Raw genomic sequence first — 21063 nt, 5'->3', positions numbered from 1 at the left:
CATCACGGCAATCCCAACAGCAATCCCAATAGCAATCTATGACACGTCGTTCGCTTACCCACAAAGATTTGGTGCGTTGGTTTTTGATCTTGCCAACGCAACTGGTGTTTGTGCTGTGTATGCTGACGTTTTTGGTCAGTGATCTGTATTTGACGCTACACTGCGAGGTGCGCCACATTGAGCGTATCAACCAGCTATTGGCGCGTGATGTTGCAAGCAGTCACGCACCGCTACACCAACGCCAAATCGAAAACCTGCTGCAGCTATTTCCCGAGATTGAAAACGCGGCTTTTTTTGCCACCCCTGCCAATGTGGCAATTCCCAAATCTAATAACCGCGCGCACCCGTTGGCGATTCTTTTTAATGACTACATGAGCTTTAATCAGCCTGTAGTGCTGAGTTCTAGCCATGACCAAACGCAAGCCCAACAGGTGTACGGCTACGTCAAGACCACATTAAACCTAACGCGTATTCGTCAGCAGTGGCTACACAACATTTGGTTGCCGTGTTTGGTGATGTTGGTGCTTGATGGCTTGTTGATGTGGTACATCTTGCGTCTAGCTAAGCGCATGACCGAGCACCTGCCTGCCATTGAAAAAATCAGCAAGCAAGTTTTGGCAGACAAACCTGTTGATTTAAGCCGTTACGCCAGTTTACAAGAGGACAGTTCTGCGCTACTGATCGAGCGCACCTTGTTGCATAGCCTGCATCGTCAAGCGCGGCTACAAGCTGAGCTTCAGCAGCTTAAAACCGATACGCAAACACTCAAACAGCAGCAGCTGGCGCAGATGCAGCAGTTTTCAAGTTTTCAAAATCTGCTAACGCATGAATTTAAAACCGCCATTAGGCATGTCAATACGGGTCTTGAGCTGTTGCAAAGCCATTATCTGACGGAAGAACAACAAGACGCGGTCAATGTGATTGGCATGAGCATGCAGACGGTTGATAGCAAGCTTGACCAAATTATCCAACTAATTCGTATTGAGCGTGGGCAGACGGGCGTGGATTTGGCGTATTTTAATCCCAATCAATTGCTTGAAGAAGTCATCAACAACTATCAGCCGTTTGCCGAGCAAAAAGGTCTGACGCTCACCCTCAAAACCTACCACGCCGATTACCGCCTTGAGGGCGATGCAGGCAAGATTACCACCATCATATCATCGTTTGTTGATAATGCCATTAAGTTTACTGAGCAAGGCAAGGTGTTGGTAAGCTCTCAACTGCAGCACTTTGAGCACCGTATTCGTTGGACATTGCAAATTCAAGACACAGGCGTAGGCATTACCCAAAAGCATATCAATCAGCTATTTGATCCGTTTTTTGAAGCAGAACCTGCGCCGATCGTGCTGCACCACCCTTACAGCAATGCGTTATTTTTGGTCAAAAAACTGGCAGATTTGATCGGCGCGAGTATCGAGGTGAGCAGTGAGCTTGGGCAAGGCACGACTGTTATCGTGTCCATGGTGCTGCTAGACTGGCAAAACCGTGATGAACGCAAGCTGTTGCAGGGTTTTCAGCTTGCCCTATGGCTAAGCGATCATCCATGCAATTCAGCTGCCAACTATCTTATCGGGTTAGGTGCGCAGGTCGCGGTGTATGAACAGCCGCACAATCTACTCGATCAGCTTTTGCAGCAGCCGTTTGATGCGTTGCTGATTTGCCCATCGATTGACTTTGAACAAGCCAACACGCTGCTAAGCCAGTTACGTCGCCAACAGACCAATCGCCGTATCTTGGTGATTTATTACTATCACAAGCTAACGGCGCGCCAAATTGATCTGTTGCAAATTAATGGCATTGATCACTTGCAAGCTATTAGCACCGATGTGAGTAATGCTGAACTTAGGCAGCTTGCCCAACACCTGGCATCGTATTTGTTATGACAAGTTGTCAGCAATTAAAACGACCTAGCCATGATTGACTAAGCCGCTTATCACGTGGGCATATCGCTAGACTTTTATCAAAAAAGTTGGCACAAGTTAGCCAAACAAGCCTTGGAAAAAGCCAGCGATATGCTGCCAGATACGGGTGAAAAATCCCGACTCTTCAACCGCAGACTGTGCGACCAAATTAACCGAAGCGACAGGCTTGCCGTTGAGCGTTGCCGTCATTTTACCAACAGGCTGTCCTGCTTTGACGGGCGCTGCCACGTTGGGATTAAGGCTCACCACAGTTTTGACATTATCCTCTTCAATTTTTGGCAACAACACTTGTAAATTGTTTTGCGTCACCACATTGACAGCATCGGCTTGACCGTATTTGACTGGAATCGTGCCCATCATTTGGTTGGCAGGTGCAGCAACTTTGGTGGTAAAGTGGCCAAAGCCCCAATCAAGCAATTCACGCGACTGTTTGCCGCGTTCTTCGGCAGATTTGGTGCCCAAAATCACCGAGATTAAGCGCATGTTACCGCGCTTGCTTGAGGCAGCTAAGCAAAAACCTGCATCGTTGGTGTGTCCTGTTTTCAGCCCATCAACCGTTTTATCGCTGTAAAGCAACACGTTGCGGTTGCCCTGTTTGATGTTATTGTAGGTAAATTCGCGCTGGCTATATAGTGGGTAATATTTTTGGCTATTGTGAATAATGGCTTTTGATAACAACGCCAAATCATGCGCTGACGCTTCATGACCATCGGCTGGCATGCCTGTGGCGTTCATAAAGTGGGTGTGAGTCATGCCGATTTTTTTGGCTTCAGCATTCATTAAGTCAGCAAAGGAGGTCTCACTGCCTGCAATGTGCTGCGCCATCGCCTTGGCAGCGTCATTCCCCGATACGATGATGATGCCTTTGAGCATATCGATCACGGGCGCGGTCTGATTGACATCGACATACATGCACGACTCTTCACTGCTACCGCGACACCATGCGTCGGGGGTCATCAGCACGGGCTCATCTTCTTTGAGCTTGCCTTGTAGCAACCGCTGCTCGATGAGGTAGCTGGTCATCATTTTGGTCAATGAGGCAGGCGGTAGCGGCTGCTCGGCATTTTTTTGTGCCAAAATCGTGCCTGTGTCGTAATCCATCAACACATACGCAGCGTTATCAAGCGTTGGTGGGGTGATGGCAGCTTGCGCCAGCGCGGTGGGCAGCACAACGGCTAGGCTAACACTGGCATATTTGACAAAATTACTCGATTTAGCAGGTACAACGGACAACGCATTCATACAATTAACTCAGTGGCACAAAATTTGACGCAACGTTTTAAAACATCAATTTAAGACATCAATAAAAAACTGCTAAAGGATAAAACAAAACGTTGCGCAATACAAACACTTACTGGAATTTTTTGCGATTTAGCTCATTTTTGACCGTGCACAATCGAGATCATTCACCCATACCCGACTCTGCCAATTCAAAGCACATTTGTTGGTTATCGGCTTTGGGAAAGCTGAGCAGCCACTGACGGGTATCATTTAAAATCTGTTGATAATCGGCTTGGGTGGATAGGTACTGCACAGCGGCTTTGGGCTCGCTGATGGTTGGCATCAAGTTTTGTAGCTCGGTGTTGTACGCCTTGGCAAAGTTGGTGCGCTGTTTGGCGTTGAGCATTGGTGGACACATCTCAGAGATGACCTGTAACATCGCCACTTCGTTTTTGGTTGGACCAACTTCTGACAAATCAATGGTAACGTGATTGGGGTTTTGCGCTTGACTATCGGCTGCTTGGCTGACGGGTTGGGCGACAGGTTTGGCTTTCTTGCTGGCAGCATGCGCAGGTAGAACGGCGATGGTTGCCATGACAGCAAGACTAAAAGCACTGAATAAACGGCGATGTTGCATGGTGATTTCCAAATACATGACGACAAATTCAATGCGCTATTGTGCCAACATTGGCGGCAAAAAAACAGCGCAAAATCACATTTTCACGTATTGTTGTCGGTGGGTAAAATTTGGGTAAGAATTGGCGTGTTTTTTTTTGTTATGCCCCCTGCCCTTTTGTACCCATCAATTTGACCAATCACATTCACGCAATGCTACCACCGCCAAGCCTTGCGCATCGGGCACAAAATCCACATCAATTTTGCCATAGCGCACGCTATACACGCGCCCGTCATCGTGCTTGCGGTATGCAGGGCGCGGGTCTTGCGCGATCAGCGCGTGAATAATCGCGCCATCGTCGTGTGCCAACGCGCCTATTTGTATCAACTGGTCAAGCTGCATTTGTGCTTGCGCCTGCCACGTTACAAGCTTATGACCAGGCGGCGTGTCCGCATAACCACTGGTTGCTGCCACGCAGTCACTGTAGGCTAGATAGGGCTTGACATCAACCACAGGTGTGCCGTCGACCATATCCGCGCCGATGATATCAAGCTGCGTTTGCCCATCCACCACCTGCATGCCTGCCAGCTGCACCACAGACAAGCCAAGCCCTGATGGGCGAAACATACTGCGACTGGCAAATACGCCGATTTTGGCGTTACCGCCCAAGCGCGGCGGACGCACCTGTGGGCGAAAATTTTGCCCTGCTACACCAGACGGTGTGTCATGCAACACTTGGTGAAACTGCCAAATCACCCACAGATGGCTAAATTGCTCAATACCGACAAACGCCTGTGGATTGCCAAACGGTGGGACAAACTCAAGCTGCGCGCGTACATTCACCAAATTTGGCTGGCGTGGAATGCCAAATTTTTGTACCAACGGTGAGCGCACATAGCCAATAATCGGTAACTCAATGTGATTCATAACAAGCCAACGTGGTCACGCTTACAGACTGCCTCATGGTTTAACGCATTTTTTACTAACGATATGCCAATTTATTATGACTTTTTGCGCGGATAAAATCGCAAGACAAGGCAAAATTTGTTATGATACGCGTTTTATTCTAGCAAGGCAATGACAAGGCATATCACGGCGGTGAGCCTGTGTGGTGTTGCCGTTTTTGCCAATGATAATGATATTGAGTAGCGTTTGGGATCATTAGCGATCTTGCCCCAACGCACACGACCAACAGGCAGGGCATATGTCGAATTTATCCAAATTTTACCAAGAAACCGTCACCTATGTGCACCATTGGAATGACACGTTGTTTACCATCAAAACCACGCGCAACGATGGGCTGCGGTTTCGCAATGGCGAATTTGCCATGATTGGGCTTGAGATTGACGGCAAGCCGCTGATGCGTGCCTACTCGATTGCCAGCACCAATTATGATGAAGAGTTGGAGTTTTACTCAATTAAAGTACCCGATGGCCCTTTGACCTCGGTGTTGCAACACATCAAGGTTGGCGATACCTTGTTGGTTAGCAAAAAACCAACAGGCACATTGGTGCTAGATGACCTAAACCCTGGCAAACATTTATACATGCTCTCGACAGGTACAGGGCTTGCGCCGTTTTTGTCCCTCACCCGTGACCCTGAAGTGTATGAGCGTTTTGACAAAGTGATTTTGGTGCACGGCGTGCGTTATGTTAGTGAACTGGGCTACCGTGAACGCTTTGAGCGTGAGCTATTCAACGATGAATACCTTGCCGATTACGTCAAAGACAAATTTATCTACTACCCAACCGTAACGCGCGAACCGTTTCGCAACGAAGGCCGTATGACCAACCTCATGCGCTCAGGTAAATTGTTTGAGGATATCGGCTTGCCTCCGATGAACCCAACCGATGACCGCGCGATGATTTGCGGCAGCCCATCAATGAACAAAGATGTTGCCGCGTTGCTTGATGAATACGGGCTCAAATGCTCACCGCGTATGGGTGGCACGGGTGATTATGTCGTTGAGCGCGCGTTTGTTGAGCAATAATATTTGGCGATTTTAAAAAAGTGCATCAAAAAAGATTGGTGCATAAGGGTAAGCCTGTGTGCTTACCCTTTTTTTACACGCATTTTAAAATATTTTTAACATTAATGATATAAACCTACCCCGTCACGCGGATGCAAACGCAAAAAATACAAACCCGACAAGATCGTCAAAATGCCCAATAGCAAAAACGCATGCGAAAACGCGACTTGGGTTTGGGCAAGGCTTGCGCGCGCAGGCGTAAGTAAGTGCAGCACCGACGCGCCAAGCCCAATGCCAAAGCTAATCGCCAGTTGCTGATTGGCAGAGAGCAGACTGTTACCGCTACTGGTCTGATACGGACGCAGCCGCGCAATGCTAATGGTATTCATCGCGCTAAATTGCAGCGAATTGCACGCCCCCATGAAGGTCAGTAGCGGAATACTCAGCCAAAGTGGCGTGTGCTGATTGTATTGCGACAACAGCATAATATTAAGCCCGATAATTGTCGTATTGATCACCAGCGTACGCCGATAGCCAAAGCGGCGTACAATCCGCGTTACCAGTGGCTTAATCACCAGTGAACCAATCGCAATCGGCGCAAGCATCCAACCTGCCTGCGACGGGCTATAGCCAAGCACCACCTGTAGCAACAGCGGCAGTAAAAACGGGATTGCGCTCATGCCAAGTCGCGTCAGCAAATTGCCAAGTAATCCGACACGAAACGTGCGCACCATAAACAAATCCAGCCCAAACAATGGCTGCTGTCCGTTACGCGCCTCAGAATGCTTGGCGTGGTAATAGTAGCCGACCAATAACGCCACCGCAAGCCCTGCCACCATGGCTGCAAAAATGCTCGTTTGTGGCTTTTCCGCACTGATGTTATTGACAAATTCTAGCGCGAAAGTAAAACATGCCATCGAACTGCCAAACAACAAAAATCCCAGCAAATCCATACTCGGATTGCGCTGCAAGTATTGCGGCATCAGCTTAAGCCCGACCCACAAGCCAAGTAACCCCATCGGCAAATTGATCAAAAAAATCCAATGCCAACTTGCCCACTCAACCAAATAACCACCAACCAACGGACCAACCACAGGCGCGACCAACGCAGGCATGACAGCATAATTCATCACCGATAGCATCTGCTCACGCGGATAGCTTTTAATCAGTGTGAGCCGCGCAACAGGCATCAGCAATGCCCCACCAAGCCCTTGCACGACACGGGCAAAAATCAAACTACCCAATGTGGGTGAAATCGCGCACATCAACGAACCCACACTAAACACGCTGATAGCGACCAAAAACGTGGTGCGTGTACCGTATTTATCAGCGATAAAGCCGCTAATCGGGGTAAAAATCGCCAACGTCAGCGCGTAGCTAATCACCGCCCACTGCATCGACAGCGCAGGCTGATTGAGGTCACGCGCCATCGCAGGCAACGCCGTGTTGAGCACAGTTGCATCCAAAATCTGCATAAATAGCGCGATGGCGACTACCACAGGCAAAAATTTTTGTTGCACGGATGACAGTGTAGGCAGTGTCGGCTGATCACTGTCTTTGGCAGTCGTCAGGTGATGGTTTAAGTTAGTCTCTGGCATTGCGTTTTTATGCGTGCTTCTGCTGGGCTTTTAGATCAAGATAATCGGTTTTTTGCCGACAACTTAGACATTATAACAAGGTATGATGACATCGAGGGACAATAAATCTGCCGACGTGCCTGCCATTGGCTAAACCTTTATCGATTGGATCAATGCTTGCGTATACGGTGATTGCGGATGATCAAACAAATCTTGGGTGGTTGCTATTTCAACCATTTGCCCGTCTTTTAACACCAAAATGCGTTGGCACAACGCCTTGACCACTTGCAAATCATGACTGATAAAAATATAGCTCATACCAAGCCGCGCCTGCAAATCACGCAGCAGCTTCACCACCAATACCTGCGTTTGACTGTCTAGGGCGGCGGTCGGCTCATCAAGCAGCAAAATCTGCGGACGCATGACCAACGCACGCGCCAATGCCACGCGCTGCCGCTGCCCGCCTGACAGCTCATGTGGATAACGCTGGGCAATCTCAGGCAGTAGCTGCACCAACGCCAATGCTTCCTGTACTGCCTGCTGGCGCGTGGTTGTCGACAAGCTACCATCAGCCAACACCAAACCTTCGGCAACCAGTGTCTGCACATCCATGCGCGGATTGAGACTGGCATAAGGGTCTTGCATGACTAACTGCAACGCACGACGATACGGTCTAAACTGGCGTTGGTTTAAGGTTAAAAGATTGGGCGTTGCGGGCAGATGGGCGTTTGCTAACCTCACTTGCCCCGCTACCTGCGCCTGTCGTGGCAACAACTTGAGCAATGCGCGTGCCAGTGTTGTCTTACCCGAACCCGACTCGCCTACAATACCCAAGGCTTCGCCTTGATGCAAGCTAAAACTCACCGCTGCCAGTGTGGTCAGCACCTGCGGCGACTGCCAAATATACTGACGACGCACATAATGTACGCCGACATCTTGCACGCTGAGCACTGTCGGCGCGTCCTGCTCGACTGTCAATGGCGTGCCAAATTCTTGCGTCATCAAGGCGCGCGTGTAGCTGTGCTGCGGATTAGCAAATAGTGCAACGGTATCGCCCTGCTCAACAATACACCCTGCCTGCATGACGGCAATGCGATCGCTATAGCGACGCACCAGTTTAAGATCATGGCTAATCAGCAGCAGCGCCATGCCGCGCTCGGCTGTCAGACGCTGCATGAGTGCCAATATATCGTGCCGTAAGGTCACATCCAGCGCAGTGGTTGGCTCATCGGCAATGAGTACTTGCGGCTGCTGTGCCAGTGCCAGTGCCAACACAACACGTTGGCGTTGTCCACCCGATAATTCATGCGGATAACGCGCCAATTTGTCCGCACCATCGGTAAGCTGAACTTGCTTAAGTAACTGCAACGCCTGCGCGCGCCGCTTAGCTTTTACCACGCCTGCCAATGCCAAACTCTCGCCTAGCTGCTTGCCAACGGTGTGCAAAGGATTAAGCGCGGTCATCGGTTCTTGAAACACCATGCCAATTTGCCGTCCGCGAATCTGCCGCCATTGGTGTTCATTACGGCGATGTTGGGCGCGGCTTAATTGGGCAGGCCCAATGGGCGTGGGATTGATGGGTAGCGGTTTATCATCAAGCCATGCCTGCCCCGTGACTTGCAAGCTTGCTGGCAACAGGCCAAGCAACGCAAGGCTCGACAACGATTTGCCCGAACCCGATTCACCGACCAAGGCCAACGTCTCGCCTGCGTTCAGCGTATAGGATAGATTTTTGACAAGCGTTTGATAGGCAGTTTGTATCGTTAAGTTTTTTACTTTGAGCAATTCACCCATGCTTAAATAGTTTCCCCTAACGACTAAATGTTCGTTGAGCCACCAGCCGCGCGCCCTTAATCAAAATAACGCAGATAACGTAAGCCAATGCTATCTTGCGTTGTATCCGCCACTTGTTTAAAACCGTGATCAAGCGTCCACTGTCGTGATAGCGTGACGCGCAAGGCGTTGTGGCGGTCAAAATCGTATTGTGTGCCAAACTCTACGCGCGGCTGGGCATAGCGTTCGTGCTTGTTATCGCCTGCTAACCACAGCGGCAGATCAAACGTGGCAAGCGCGCGCCAATCGGGACTGATCTGTTGTAAGCAGCTGCCCGTCGCGCCGATACCTGCGCGATAGCCATGATACAAACCGCGTCCACCTTGCAACGCTGCCGTACCGAGTGCATAGCAAATATTGGGCGGTAAATCCGCTGGCGCGCGTGGTGTGCCGTATGCCCAACTTTTGCCATACTCGCCCGATAAATTGCCTACAATGTCGCCACCATCATCGTGGCGAATACCATCTTGTACGCGCTCAAGGCTGAATTTTGCCCCCCAGCTATTGCCTTGTTTGGCGGTATTGACAGGGTTTAGGGCGCGCATTTGCATGATGGTTATGTGATTGAATTCAACGCTGTCATGCTGGCCGCGCTGATTGGTGGGGACACGCAGCTCACCTGACAGTGCGGTTAATGCCGCGCCGATGGGATAGCCATCAGGCTTGTCAAGCGCGTCATGATACACCATCCGATAGCCCAGCGTCAGCGCGTCATGCGTGTTGCGGTTTTTGACCTGTTCTACACCCACACTCACCTGTTGCAATGGGTTTGCCAGCAAGGGATCACTGCGGCTACCTTGCTGTGGTGTATTTTGTAACGCGTGTGAGTTAGGCGCAAGTGGCGCGCCATACGGCTCGCTGTCTGCGTTTACTGCTTTTAAAACCTTGGTATTACGCACTGTCTGCTCACGGGCAACGCGTGATGGCACAAACTCACGCGTGGTTAAAAGCGCATTCGCCGCCAAGTGCCGTACGATTTGGGCAGGTGCGACCAAAGGCTGTAGCCCGTTTAGCAAATCACCCCGTGGGCGCAGCGCGTCCAACAGTGCCAAAATCTCTGACGCGCAATTATCCGACAGCAACTTATACGTCAGATTTTGCCCTTGAATCTCCCATACTTGTCGGGTCAGCTGCTCGACTTCGGCAGGCGATAAATTGAGCCGATACGTCCACACGTTGCGCCCTTGTTCTTCGGTGTAGCCTGTGATTTTTTGGGCATAATTGTTCAAGGTAAATTCACCTGGCGTACCTGCGATCACCGCCTTGTAGGTAAATTTGGCAAAGCTTTCCCCATCGGTCTTTTTTGGCGTATAATTAAGATAAGTTGCGCGCGCAGGGTCTGGCGTATCAAACCGCAAAAAACTGTGCGCGAACGCCGATTGTGGATCGGCCAAGTATTCGTCAGCAAAGATAATTGACGCACCCTGTGCCGCCAAATTGGCTTGCCAACGCGCCAACGTCGGACACTCAGCAGACGGCAACACATGATCGGGAATGGCAAGCGTGGTTTTTAACCAATGCACGCGCGCAGGCATACGGCAATACACCGACGCATCAGGCGTTGGGTTTGGCATGAACATCGCCCCGAGGGTGGCTTGTAATTCTGCCGCAGGGTCATGCCCACCATCGGGACTGGCGAAAAACGCCTGCTGATTGGCAAGTGAATTATTGGCGGTAGCAACACGGCTAACGCTGCCAGTACGATACGGCGTTGGGTAATACAGCAGCCGCAACCAAGCGGTAGAATGCGCCAAGTCTTGCGCTTGGGCCTGCTTACGCGCGTCGGCAAGCGTGGTTGGCGCGCTAGTGGCACTGGCTGCGGTCGGCATGGTGGGTTTAGCGTGTGCGTTGGTTGTCAATAAATGGCTGGCTGCCAAAGCCAGACTAAGCCAGAATACGCGCCGATTGGTTGCAGGGATTTTTTTATGTGGTTGCATTGCTTTGTTTAAAGATGACTGCTGCTGCATAATTTGCCCGATGCTTTGTGGTTAGTGAAATACTTGACAAAAACCTGCTCAACATGTTTGCTCACTGACGCGTCAATATGACCCGATGTTTGCTATATTAAAGGCATCTATCAGCAAAGTAAAACCTTGTTTTGCCATTTGGGCGTTCAGCGCGTGGTGTTTGCCTGTATCTTGCAGGTGCGCCGATTTGCCCAAATTTTTATCCTCCGTTGCCGTAAAACCACCGACTTTAGGCGGTGGATATAAGGCAACTTTGAAACCATGCTTACACACAGAAACTTGTTAAATATGTTAAACTAACCCCATGAAAACCCTCAAGCTACGCATAAAAGACAAACACACAGCAAAGCTTAACCGCCTAAGCGGTTTGGTCAATTTCGTGTGGAACTATGTTAATGACTTGAGTTACAAATACCTGCAAAAAACAGGCAAATTTTTTAGTGCCTATGACCTAAACGAATACACCAAAGGTAGCGGTGAACTGCTAGGCTTACATTCTCAAACCATACAAGCCATTAATGAAACTCACGCCAAATCGCGACGCCAATTCAAAAAGGCTAAACTTAACTGGCGAACCAACAACCCAAACTCAAAGCGTAAAAGCCTAGGTTGGATTCCATTTAAGCAATCCGCAATCAAATTACTGGCTACTCATCAGACGGGTAAAAAAGGCTTAAAATCAACCCTACAGCTTAGTTTAGCCAAAGGGAAAAAGCTCATCATCGACCTATGGGATAGCTACAATCTTAGCCTATATCAAATAAACACCTGCGAAATCGTCCAAGACAGCCGTAACCGTTGGTATGCCTGTATCACCGTTAAAGAATACCCAAAAACCGAGTGTGGAACAGGTAGTGTCGGCATAGACTTAGGCTTAAAAGACAGTGCCGCCGCCTCAAACGGTGACAAACTCACCATCAAACAGACGCTAAAGTATGCCAAAGCGTTAGCCACCGCCCAACGTGCCAAAAACAAACAGCGTGTCAAAGCGATTCATGCCAAAATCAAAAACACACGCCAAGACCTCATACACAAATTCACCACAGGGCTAGTTAAAAACAATGCCTTAATCGTGGTCGGCGATGTAAAAACCACCCAATTTAGCCGCAAAAAAGGCAAACTAGCCAAATCGGTTTACGATGCAGGTTGGTTTGAACTCAAACGCCAACTGACCTACAAATGCAAGCATGCAGGTTGCCGTTTTGAAATCGTGAATGAACGATACACTACCCAAACTTGTTCGTGCTGTGGCGATATGTCCAGTAGTCCAAAAGGTAGAGCAGGTTTGCGAATAAGAGATGAGAACGGATAAGCAAAGCACTGCTTTGCCCGTTCGCAAGACAAGAGCTATGCTCGCAGTAGACTTGTGCAAAGTGTGGCACATGGCATGATAGAGATATTAACGCCAGTAAGAACATTCTTGCGGTCGGGCTTGACCGTCTAGCAGTAGGAATCCCCTCACTTTAGGGAGGGGAGGAAGTCAATTGTATCGCCAACACTCATTTGAACCATTTTGTGAGGAACCATGGACACACAAGCTGTTTTAAACGCCTTAACGCCTGAGATTGCCGAAAAATTTCGCACTGCCATCGCGCTTGGGCGTTGGGAAAGTGGCGAACGCCTAACCGAGGCGCAGCGTCACACCTGTATGCAAGCATTAATGGTGTGGGAACACGCGCATTTACCCGTCGAAGATCGCGTTGGCTATATCCATAAGCCTGCCAAAAATAACGCCGATGCCTGCGATATCGAACATGACCATCACTACCCCAACCAGCAACCCGACCCCAATGCCCAATACCCCGTTAAATTTCGTTAAAATTTAGATGTTTGATTTGTTTGGAACAACTGGTGACCGATTTGCCCCACGATAATTTGCCCGATCCGCATGACCCCTATACGCCGCAAGAAGCATTTAACCCACATGACGACGCGCCCACGCCGACGTTGGTGTTGCCGCATTCGGCAGAGTTTACGGCATTAAGCGATGCCTTGTCTACCAAGGACTGGGGGCAGGTTTTACAAGCCGAAAAACGTCTATGGGTGGCGCATGGCTTGACGCGTGAGGGCGTGGCGCAGTTACCTATACATGGGGTAGCAGCGGTGATTGACCTTGCCCCTGCCGATGTGTTGGCGTTTGATATGGCAACAGCGGTGCACGAGGCAGGCTTGGCGTACCATACGGTGCCCGTGCGTGATATCAATGACTTAAAGCAAACTGTTATTATGCGTTTTGACCGCGCATTGATGGCGCATGCCGATGATTTGGTGCTGTTACATGGCGTGACTGCCGATGATGCAGGCGCGGTGGTGGCACTGCGTGCAGGTTGGCTACGGGGGCGCAAGATGGACACGGCACTGGCACGCGGACAAGCAGCAGGTTTAGACAGGCTATACGATACGGTGTATCAACGTTTGTTGGTACCGCGTTAGATATGAATGCTTATTTAAACAATTTTTAATACAGAACAATGAATTATAACGCTCTTAATCAACAACTTGCTAGCTTTTTACAAGGGTTTGACTTAAATCAACCGCTTGGCGGCTGTAGCCTTGTTATCTATCACCGTGGGCAATGTGTCAGTGCATTGGCACACGGCACCGCGACCATCGATAAAGCCACAGGCGAGCGCACGCTGTGGACACCTCACACCTTGGCATTGAATTTTTCTACAGGCAAAGGGGTGTTGGTCACCTTGGTGCATTGTTTGGTTGCGCAAGGTTTGTTGGATTATGACACGCCAATTGCCGCGTATTGGGCGGATTTTGCCCAAAATGCTAAAGACACTGTCACCCTACGCGATGTGTTGAGCCATCGGGCAAATTTGTATGACGTGCAGCAAATCACCGAGACCGCCAAAGATATGCTTGATTGGCAAACAATGGTCGCCAATGTTGCTGCCATGACAGCACAATCCAGCAACACACTTACCGTGGCTTATAGCGCGCTGGTGTCAGGCTGGATACTGGGCGGCTTGGTTGAGCGCGTCACGGATTTGGATTTGCAAACGGCATTGACGCGTTATTTGCTTACCCCCTTGGGCTTGGTCGGGCAGGTGTATTTTGGTGTACCGCATGACATCGTGCCGCAAGTCGCCCAGCAGTTGCGCCCACCTTCGGCAAACAGCGCGCGCAGCAAACCTGTATTGCAAACCGATAGCGCGACGACATTGGATTTTTATCAACAATTGCCAATGTACGCTGATTGGCAACGCCTTGCCGATACTGACGCGGTGCTCAATACCCAAGCTATCAACGCGCTATACTTCACGCCCAGCCGAGTTGCGCCTACCGATTATCAAGCCGCTTTGGTACCCGAAGGCAGCCGCCAATTTAATTACTATCACCCTGCCAGCTTGCAAGCCAAAATCCCTGCCGCCAACGGTGTTGCCAGTGCGCAGGCATTGGCGACCATCTACGCGATGCTTGCCAATGGCGGACACTGGATGGTTGAGGGTCAAATACGCACGCTGATAACGCCCGAAGTGTTTGCCTCGCTAGAGCAGGTGCAAAACAACCAGCCTGATAAGGTCATGCCTGCAACCATGCAATGGCGGCTTGGCTATCATCGTGTGTTTAGCCGTTTACATACGGTGGCTGACGGCTTTGGGCATATGGGCTATAATGGTTCGATGGCATGGTGCGACCCACACCGACAGCTTGCCGTGGCGTTTATCCACAATTATGACACCACCATGCTCAATGACGTGCGTCAATTTATTTTAACCGAGCAGATTTTAGATTTTTTTGATAACGTGCAACTTTGATCACAGACCATCAGGATACACCAATGACACAGCCAACCTACGACAACGACAATATTTTTGCCAAAATCTTGCGCGGTGACATCCCCAATTTTACTGTGTATGAAGACGACAAAACCTTAGCATTTATGGATATCATGCCGATGGCACGCGGGCACGTACTGGTTATTCCAAAATGCCAAGCCGTTGAACTATCTGATATGCCTGCTGAATATTTGCAAGCTGTGTTTGTCACCGCCCAAAAGGTTATGCAAGCTCAACGTCAAGTGCTAAACCGTGACGGCATTGTACAGATGCAGCTTAATCACGCGCAGGCAGGGCAATCGGTGCCGCATTATCATGTGCATTTGATCCCGACCAGTATCCACGCATTGGGTCAGCACGCTGAGCGCAAAGCCGATACAGACGGGCTTGCCGAACTTGCCAAGCAGTTAAAAGCTGCCATTATCTAACAATGGCCTAAACGCTTCAACAATGCCGTGCTCAGCTGCAGGCAGGCAATTTAAGGCTGCTATCGCCACACACGGGTAAATAGCCTGCTTCCGTCAAAAGCAGCTGCCCCTTGGATGATAACAAGTAGCTGACGAACTGCTGACTAGCCGTGCTTGGTTTGAGTACCATGCCTTCGTGCAAAATCGTCGGATAGTCTGCTTGGGACAGTGGCGCATAGCTACGCGTTTTGGTGGCCTCACGCACGGTGTTGTCACGCGCCTTGCTAAGCACTTGTGCAAGACTGACAAAACCAAAATCCACCAGCCCTTGATCGGTAGCAGCAAAGGTCTGAATCAAATTGGCATAGGGCTGTAGCTGGATCTGTGTCGAACTGGCAAAATTTTGATTGACCAGCCATGCTTGCGCCGCACTGCCATAGGGCGATAGCTCGGGGTCAGACAGTGCGATTTGCAGCGGCGCGTGTTTGATCAATAAGTCATCAAGTAGCTGTGTTGGCGTATCGGTCAAGGCATATTTGGTGCTATACAACACCAGCTGCCCACGCGCATAAATAAAGGGCTGATCATAACGCGAGCCGCCACGTCGTTGGCTTGCGGCGTATAAGTCTTGGGTATAGACTTGGCTTGCCGTCAAGAATATATCAAAGTTATTGTGTTGGCGAATACGCGCGGCAAGCTTATCTGAGGTGTCATAGGTGATTTTAAGTGTGATGTCGGGATGCAAACGGTTAAAATCTTCCACCATGACGGGCAAAGCGCTGTTTAGATTGGTGCTGGCAGCAATCAATAGTGTTACTGAGCGTTTGGTAGGTGCACTTGCAGCAGCGATTGGTTCGGTAACCGATGCACCGCGCGTAGACACCTGCTCGCTGGCTGCCGTGGTATAAGTCTGGCTAGCTTGTGAACTGGTCTCAGGTGATGGCGCAACAGGCGATTTGTCAGGCTGACAACCGCCAAGCAAACCAGCTACCAACAGCGCACAGCCTTGTAGCGTTCTTAGTTTACTTTGCCAACATCTGTCCTGCCCATACATGTTACAATCAATCATGCTTAACCTCAAGCTATGATGGGCAATAACCTCAGCCTGCCTGTACCATCGCCTATGTCATTGATGTGATCGCGGATTAGAATCGAGCAATCACTGCGTATTACTATTTAATCTTAGCCGTATCTTGCAAATGATAATAACTAGCAAAATCCTGTTATTGAGCATGATACGCGATTTAAAAAATTGCAATGTATAAAAACGTATGGCTTCGGTTAGTTTTTGGGTGGATAGTTAGCAGTTTGGTTGATTTATTTGATCGCCTTCAATCGCATGGCAACTTGACTTGGTCTAGTCTAATTCATCAAGCCATGCCATTTGAATAGCCTCAAGCTGTCCTTCGGTAGACTTATTGGGATCATCGGTAAAGTCGGGCAATTCGGTAACATAGCGGTGCAAGTCAGTAAAGCGAATGTATTGCACATCGACATCAGGGTGCGTATCTGCCAACTCAATCGCGATATCGCGTGCATCTGTCCATTTTAGTGCCATGTTCTCTCCTTGGATGCTAAAAGTTGTTTTTTAATTGACGCAAGCTACCAAACAGCGCCAACGGTTCGGTGGGTAACTCTTTCGCCTCGGCGGTGTGCTTTAAATCAAGGCTACCTGCCGCCGCGCGGATGAATGGATTGGTACGCCGCTCATCGACAAGGGTGGTCGGCAAAGTAGGTTTGGGTGGCTGCTGATTGCGCAAATCTTGCGCGTGATGCAACGCTTGGGCAATGTCGGTGTTGTCAGGCTCAATGTGCTGCGCAAAGCGCAGATTGCTGACAGTGTATTCATGGGCAGGATACAATACCGTGTCAGCAGGCAGGCTATTGAGTCGTTGAAAGCTGTCAAACAACTGCTCAATGGTGTCGCTAAATACGCGCCCACAGCCTGCTGCAAACAAAGTATCACCACAAAACACGTGCTTTACCTCACCCATTTGCATAATAAACGCGAGATGCTCTGCCGTGTGGCCTGCAATTTGCCAAACATCAACCGCATGCCCAAACGCGCTTAGCTCGCTGCCATCTTGCACAGGCACGCTATTAACCGATTTGGGTAACAGCGGTGCGATGGCAGGATGCATCAACACGGGCACGTCGGGATATACTTGACAAACGTCTGCCACGCCGCCGATATGGTCAGCATGATGGTGGGTAATCCAAATCGCCTGTAAATCCAGTTCATGCGCGCGCAAAAACTCAAGCGCAGGTGCTGCTTCACCGATATCAACCAAAATTGCCTGCTTGTGCGTTGGCTCAACCAATGCCCAAATATAATTGTCTTGCAGCGCAGGAATCGGCTGAATGGTCAGTTCTAAGGCAGCTTGCTTGGTCATTGTCTTGTCATCCGTTGGGTCTGTGGTGGGATCAGCGTACAGGTACGTTCAGGGTTTGCCCAATTTTTAAATCCGCCGTTGGGGATAAGCCGTTCATATCTGCCAGTTCTTTGGTTGAGATATTGTATTTACTTGCTAAGTTGATTAAGCCATCGCCTGCTTTGACTTTGTAAGTGGTCGTTGTTTTGGGCACTATAATGCGCTGACCTTTTAGCAAATTGGCGTTGGGTTTTAGGTTGTTCATCGCGGCAAGTTGGGCAGTGCTGATGCCGTATTGACTGGCTAGATTGATCAAACCATCGCCTGCTTTGACGGTATAGCGTTCGGTCGCGCCTTTATAGTCAATGGTTGTACTGTTATCATCGCTGTCTGCGCTGCGACTGGTTTTGCTGCTTGTGCGCGATGATTTGGTATCTGACGCGGTGTCGTTATTTGCGCCTGCATTTGGAATGGTAAGTTTTTGTCCAACCAACAAGTTATCCGTTGGGGATAGGTTGTTAGCTTTGGCAAGCTCACTGGTTGATAAATCAAACTGTTTGGCTAAGCTTATCAGACCATCGCCTGCCTTGACGGTATAGCTCGTTGGGCGGCTGGTAGAGGTCGTGGTTTTGGTCGCACTGTTGTTTAATTTTGCTGCAGCTTTGGCAGGTACGTTGATGGTCTGCCCAAGTTGCACGCGGTGTTGGGCGTTGAAGTCATTTAGCGCGGCAATGTCATCGGCTGATACGGATAATCGATCGGCAATACCAATCAAGGTGTCGCCTGTCTGCACGGTATATTTACTGGTTGCCACTTTACTATTGCCTGAGCTGCTGGCAGTTGCAGCGGGTTTATCGGGATTTTTGCTTGGTACCAAGGACAGTTTTTGTTGGGTGCGCACCTGGTAGGTCACGGGAATGTTGTTAAAGCGTGCTAAATCGCCAATCGATAAATCATATTTGGCAGCAATACCCGTCAAGGTGTCCCCTGCTTGTACGGTGTAGGTATCAGGGCGATTGGGCTTGCCATCGGCACTGCTGCGCGCGGTGGGCTTGCTGGGCTGACTGTTTTGGTTTGCATTACTGGTGTTGTTGGTCACTTTACCGGGCACCAGCCATAGGCTTTGTTTGGTGCGTACTTGGTAGTTTACTGGCAGGTTGTTGTAACGCGCCAGTTCGCTGATTGATAGCCCATATTTGGCAGCAATACCCGTCAAGGTATCCCCTGCTTGTACGGTGTAGCTATCGGGGCGGCTGTCTTGGTTGTTGATGGGTTTGGCGTTATAGATGTATAAAGTGGTGCCAACGTATAGCGGCGCGTTGGCGTCAATTTGGTTCCACTCAGCGATATCACGCCAGTTTACGCCCAATTGGTTGGCGATTTGTTGTAAATTATCGCCACGTTTGACTTGGTAGGTCGTACGTGTACCCTGAGGTTTGGGCTTTTTTATAGGGGCTGCTTGGGTATTTGCCGCGCTACTGCTACTGGCTCGACTGGTGCCGCTTGTGGCTGAGTCTGAGGCAGGTGTCCATTTGACGGATGGCTCTTTAAATGACAGCTGACGGCTTTCACCGCGCGCTTCTAGTACCGATTGTTGGGTTTGGATCGCATCTAGTTTGATGTTACCATCGCGCTGGCTGATAATTGGCTGGTCAGGCGATACCTGCGCGATTTGCTGAGCGATCATATCGCGCTCGGCTTGGGTCAAAGGTGGCTCTTGCATCACGGTGTTATTACTGGTGATGGTTGCCGATGTGGTCGGCAAGGTATTGGCAGACTGCATTTCAGCAGTAATACTCTGCTGCTGTGCTGTGCTGATTGGCGGCTCGCTGGATTGATAAGTGCCGTTGCCAAAGCTTGCCAGTTCGCTAGAATTAGCCACCGATGGCATCGGGGCAACGTAATTGGTGTTTTGCTGCTGCACCATTGAAGTCGCCATCGCGGCTAGGTCGCTGCTTGATGAGGGCAGGTGTGTGTTGCTGGTGGTTGTCGGTATATGGGCGGTGGGTCGGCGGCTGGTGGTTGTGTTGTTAAAGCTGCCATCGCCTGACCAGCTTGATGGGCTTTGTGCGCTCCATACGGACGCACCACCGCGCAATTGGCTGATTTTAGCATCAAGCGAGGTATTGACGTCATTGGGGATTAAAATCCGATTCGGTCCTGCGCTATCAACAACGCTATTAAGTAGCCCGCCGTTGAGTGCGTAAAGCTCTTCATAATTAACGCCTGTTAGACGGCTGACATCATACAAACTGGTGCCCACGCCTGCAGGTACGCTACGAAAATGCTGGCGGTTGGCAATGGCAGGCAAATACACGCCGTACGCGCCTGGGTTTTTAACGATTTGTGCCACCGCCATAAAGCGCGGTACATAGTTCATCGTCTCAGTTGGTAGGCGCAATGACCAGTAATCTGTTGGCAAGCCACGCGCTTGATTGGCACTGATTGCTTGTTGTACGCGTCCAGGTCCTGCGTTATACGCCGCTAAAGCCAGCTCCCATGAGCCAAACTGGTTGTACAGCGCGGTTAAAAAATCATACGCGGCGCGCGTCGACTCAATAACATCGCGCCGTCCATCAAAACTTGAGGTTTGATTTAGCCCGTAAATTCGCCCTGTACTGGGAATAAACTGCCACAGACCCGCCGCTGCTGCGTTACTGGTTGCGTTGGGGTCATACGAGCTTTCGATGACGGGCAACAGCGCAAGCTCGGTGGGGATATTGCGCCGTTCTGCTTCACGCACCGTATGGTATAAATAACGGCTAGCACGCGCGGTTAAGCGGTTAAGGTAATCTTGCCGTGAGATAAACCAGCTTTTTTGTGCTTCAATCCGTGGATCATACTGGTTGGCATTCATTTTAAAATTCGCCCGCATACGATCCCATAGGTTACCGTACTGCTGCACCAGCAACGCGCTGTTTTCCACCATTGTCATATCGGTGGCTTCAAGCAGGCTTTCTAACTCATCGAGGCTTTCTAAATCCAATAACGCTGCGCTTTGTTGGGTGACTTTGGCGGCTTGGGTGGTTGGTTGGGTAGGTTGCTGTATGATGACGCGCTGGGTCGTTTGTGGCACCACAACGCGTGTCGGCTGCTTACGCGCAGATTGGTTTGGTGTGCTGCTACACGCCACAGCAAGCCAACTTGCCAATGCAATGCTAAGCGGTTTAAGTACGAAATTGAACGTTTTGGTTTTATAAGTTTTGGTTTTATAAATAGTTGTTTGTTGCATAGATCATCCTAAACCACAGCCGATTGTTCGCGCATTGTGCCAGCAGGCGTATTTTTTTTCCGCTAACAGGTTAAGCCGAACAATTTAACACAAAATTTGCTCAACGCAAACGCTTAACACCGTTTAAACGTGGATCACGTGGCGCATATCTGCCTATTG

The 21063-nt window shown here is 49.9% G+C and carries 16 protein-coding genes and 1 pseudogene; 7 read left to right on the top strand and 10 right to left on the bottom strand.

The features are described from left to right. The first annotated feature begins 38 nt into the window (after positions 1-38). Positions 39-1883 carry a sensor histidine kinase gene (locus MA2_RS00855; RefSeq protein WP_067055019.1) on the top strand — a complete coding sequence of 615 codons (1845 nt, stop codon included), beginning with the start codon at positions 39-41 and terminating at the stop codon, positions 1881-1883. Between the two features lie 96 nt (positions 1884-1979). Here MA2_RS00855 and MA2_RS00850 read toward each other — a convergent pair whose 3' ends face one another. From MA2_RS00850 to tsaA, 3 genes are all read right to left on the bottom strand, one after another. Continuing rightward, positions 1980-3164 carry a D-alanyl-D-alanine carboxypeptidase family protein gene (locus MA2_RS00850; protein WP_067055017.1) on the bottom strand — a complete coding sequence of 395 codons (1185 nt, stop codon included), beginning with the start codon at positions 3162-3164 and terminating at the stop codon, positions 1980-1982. A gap of 160 nt (positions 3165-3324) precedes the next feature. After that, positions 3325-3780, bottom strand: coding sequence for an MCR_0457 family protein (locus MA2_RS00845; RefSeq protein ID WP_211269863.1), 456 nt, complete (start codon positions 3778-3780; stop codon positions 3325-3327). Between the two features lie 165 nt (positions 3781-3945). After that, positions 3946-4686, bottom strand: a complete 741-nt coding sequence (gene tsaA, locus MA2_RS00835; RefSeq protein ID WP_067055009.1) for a tRNA (N6-threonylcarbamoyladenosine(37)-N6)-methyltransferase TrmO — start codon at positions 4684-4686, stop codon at positions 3946-3948. 277 nt (positions 4687-4963) lie between these two features. Here tsaA and MA2_RS00830 point away from each other — a divergent pair, with 277 nt between their 5' ends. After that, positions 4964-5749 carry a ferredoxin--NADP reductase gene (locus tag MA2_RS00830; protein WP_067054999.1) on the top strand — a complete coding sequence of 262 codons (786 nt, stop codon included), beginning with the start codon at positions 4964-4966 and terminating at the stop codon, positions 5747-5749. A 101-nt stretch (positions 5750-5850) separates the two neighbouring features. On the opposite strand, the gene MA2_RS00825 is transcribed toward MA2_RS00830, so the two are convergent. From MA2_RS00825 to MA2_RS00815, 3 genes are all read right to left on the bottom strand, one after another. Beyond that, positions 5851-7326, bottom strand: coding sequence for a DHA2 family efflux MFS transporter permease subunit (locus MA2_RS00825; protein ID WP_079352162.1), 1476 nt, complete (start codon positions 7324-7326; stop codon positions 5851-5853). Between the two features lie 129 nt (positions 7327-7455). Continuing rightward, positions 7456-9099, bottom strand: coding sequence for a dipeptide ABC transporter ATP-binding protein (locus MA2_RS00820; protein ID WP_067054996.1), 1644 nt, complete (start codon positions 9097-9099; stop codon positions 7456-7458). 56 nt (positions 9100-9155) lie between these two features. Then, positions 9156-11075, bottom strand: coding sequence for an Lnb N-terminal periplasmic domain-containing protein (locus MA2_RS00815; protein ID WP_158080606.1), 1920 nt, complete (start codon positions 11073-11075; stop codon positions 9156-9158). Between the two features lie 334 nt (positions 11076-11409). Here MA2_RS00815 and MA2_RS00805 point away from each other — a divergent pair. From MA2_RS00805 to MA2_RS00785, 5 genes and pseudogenes are all read left to right on the top strand, one after another. Beyond that, positions 11410-12572: pseudogene (locus tag MA2_RS00805) on the top strand (RNA-guided endonuclease InsQ/TnpB family protein). A gap of 58 nt (positions 12573-12630) precedes the next feature. Then, on the top strand, positions 12631-12924 hold the full coding sequence (locus MA2_RS00800) for a DUF1315 family protein (protein WP_067054988.1): 294 nt from the start codon (positions 12631-12633) through the stop codon (positions 12922-12924). A 32-nt stretch (positions 12925-12956) separates the two neighbouring features. Then, the gene (locus MA2_RS00795; protein ID WP_143821839.1) at positions 12957-13538 is read left to right on the top strand and encodes a protein-tyrosine phosphatase family protein; all 582 of its coding nucleotides are present in this window, start codon (positions 12957-12959) and stop codon (positions 13536-13538) included. Positions 13539-13576: 38 nt separating this feature from the next. Beyond that, complete coding sequence (locus MA2_RS00790; RefSeq protein ID WP_067054983.1) at positions 13577-14872, top strand: serine hydrolase domain-containing protein; 1296 nt, start codon at positions 13577-13579, stop codon at positions 14870-14872. Between the two features lie 23 nt (positions 14873-14895). Next, entirely contained in the window at positions 14896-15321 is a 426-nt protein-coding gene (locus MA2_RS00785) for an HIT family protein (RefSeq protein WP_067055399.1), read from the top strand. A 31-nt stretch (positions 15322-15352) separates the two neighbouring features. Here MA2_RS00785 and modA read toward each other — a convergent pair whose 3' ends face one another. The 4 genes from modA to MA2_RS00765 form a co-directional block, all read right to left on the bottom strand. After that, complete coding sequence (gene modA / locus MA2_RS00780; protein ID WP_067054980.1) at positions 15353-16369, bottom strand: molybdate ABC transporter substrate-binding protein; 1017 nt, start codon at positions 16367-16369, stop codon at positions 15353-15355. 288 nt (positions 16370-16657) lie between these two features. Further along, positions 16658-16858: a Fe-S cluster assembly protein IscX gene (iscX, locus tag MA2_RS00775; protein WP_067054977.1), complete on the bottom strand. Its 201-nt coding sequence runs from the start codon at positions 16856-16858 to the stop codon at positions 16658-16660. A gap of 16 nt (positions 16859-16874) precedes the next feature. Then, positions 16875-17693, bottom strand: a complete 819-nt coding sequence (gloB, locus tag MA2_RS00770; RefSeq protein ID WP_067054974.1) for a hydroxyacylglutathione hydrolase — start codon at positions 17691-17693, stop codon at positions 16875-16877. A 31-nt stretch (positions 17694-17724) separates the two neighbouring features. Beyond that, the gene (locus tag MA2_RS00765) at positions 17725-20904 is read right to left on the bottom strand and encodes a LysM peptidoglycan-binding domain-containing protein (protein ID WP_067054972.1); all 3180 of its coding nucleotides are present in this window, start codon (positions 20902-20904) and stop codon (positions 17725-17727) included. Positions 20905-21063: the final 159 nt, after the last annotated feature.

The sequence above is a fragment of the Moraxella atlantae NBRC 14588 genome, from assembly GCF_001591265.1.
Taxonomy (GTDB): domain Bacteria; phylum Pseudomonadota; class Gammaproteobacteria; order Pseudomonadales; family Moraxellaceae; genus Faucicola; species Faucicola atlantae.
Note: the sequence above shows the minus strand (reverse complement) of the source record. Positions and strands in the feature narration are given on the sequence as shown.

What these genes read in the sequence shown, in the direction of transcription:
- MA2_RS00855 (WP_067055019.1), top strand. Translation starts at nt 39, where the DNA reads ATGACACGTCGTTCGCTTACCCACAAAGATTTGGTGCGTTGGTTTTTG.
- MA2_RS00850 (WP_067055017.1), bottom strand. Translation starts at nt 3,164, where the DNA reads ATGAATGCGTTGTCCGTTGTACCTGCTAAATCGAGTAATTTTGTCAAA.
- MA2_RS00845 (WP_211269863.1), bottom strand. Translation starts at nt 3,780, where the DNA reads ATGCAACATCGCCGTTTATTCAGTGCTTTTAGTCTTGCTGTCATGGCA.
- tsaA (WP_067055009.1), bottom strand. Translation starts at nt 4,686, where the DNA reads ATGAATCACATTGAGTTACCGATTATTGGCTATGTGCGCTCACCGTTG.
- MA2_RS00830 (WP_067054999.1), top strand. Translation starts at nt 4,964, where the DNA reads ATGTCGAATTTATCCAAATTTTACCAAGAAACCGTCACCTATGTGCAC.
- MA2_RS00825 (WP_079352162.1), bottom strand. Translation starts at nt 7,326, where the DNA reads ATGCCAGAGACTAACTTAAACCATCACCTGACGACTGCCAAAGACAGT.
- MA2_RS00820 (WP_067054996.1), bottom strand. Translation starts at nt 9,099, where the DNA reads ATGGGTGAATTGCTCAAAGTAAAAAACTTAACGATACAAACTGCCTAT.
- MA2_RS00815 (WP_158080606.1), bottom strand. Translation starts at nt 11,075, where the DNA reads ATGCAACCACATAAAAAAATCCCTGCAACCAATCGGCGCGTATTCTGG.
- MA2_RS00800 (WP_067054988.1), top strand. Translation starts at nt 12,631, where the DNA reads ATGGACACACAAGCTGTTTTAAACGCCTTAACGCCTGAGATTGCCGAA.
- MA2_RS00790 (WP_067054983.1), top strand. Translation starts at nt 13,577, where the DNA reads ATGAATTATAACGCTCTTAATCAACAACTTGCTAGCTTTTTACAAGGG.
- MA2_RS00785 (WP_067055399.1), top strand. Translation starts at nt 14,896, where the DNA reads ATGACACAGCCAACCTACGACAACGACAATATTTTTGCCAAAATCTTG.
- modA (WP_067054980.1), bottom strand. Translation starts at nt 16,369, where the DNA reads ATGATTGATTGTAACATGTATGGGCAGGACAGATGTTGGCAAAGTAAA.
- iscX (WP_067054977.1), bottom strand. Translation starts at nt 16,858, where the DNA reads ATGGCACTAAAATGGACAGATGCACGCGATATCGCGATTGAGTTGGCA.
- gloB (WP_067054974.1), bottom strand. Translation starts at nt 17,693, where the DNA reads ATGACCAAGCAAGCTGCCTTAGAACTGACCATTCAGCCGATTCCTGCG.
- MA2_RS00765 (WP_067054972.1), bottom strand. Translation starts at nt 20,904, where the DNA reads ATGCAACAAACAACTATTTATAAAACCAAAACTTATAAAACCAAAACG.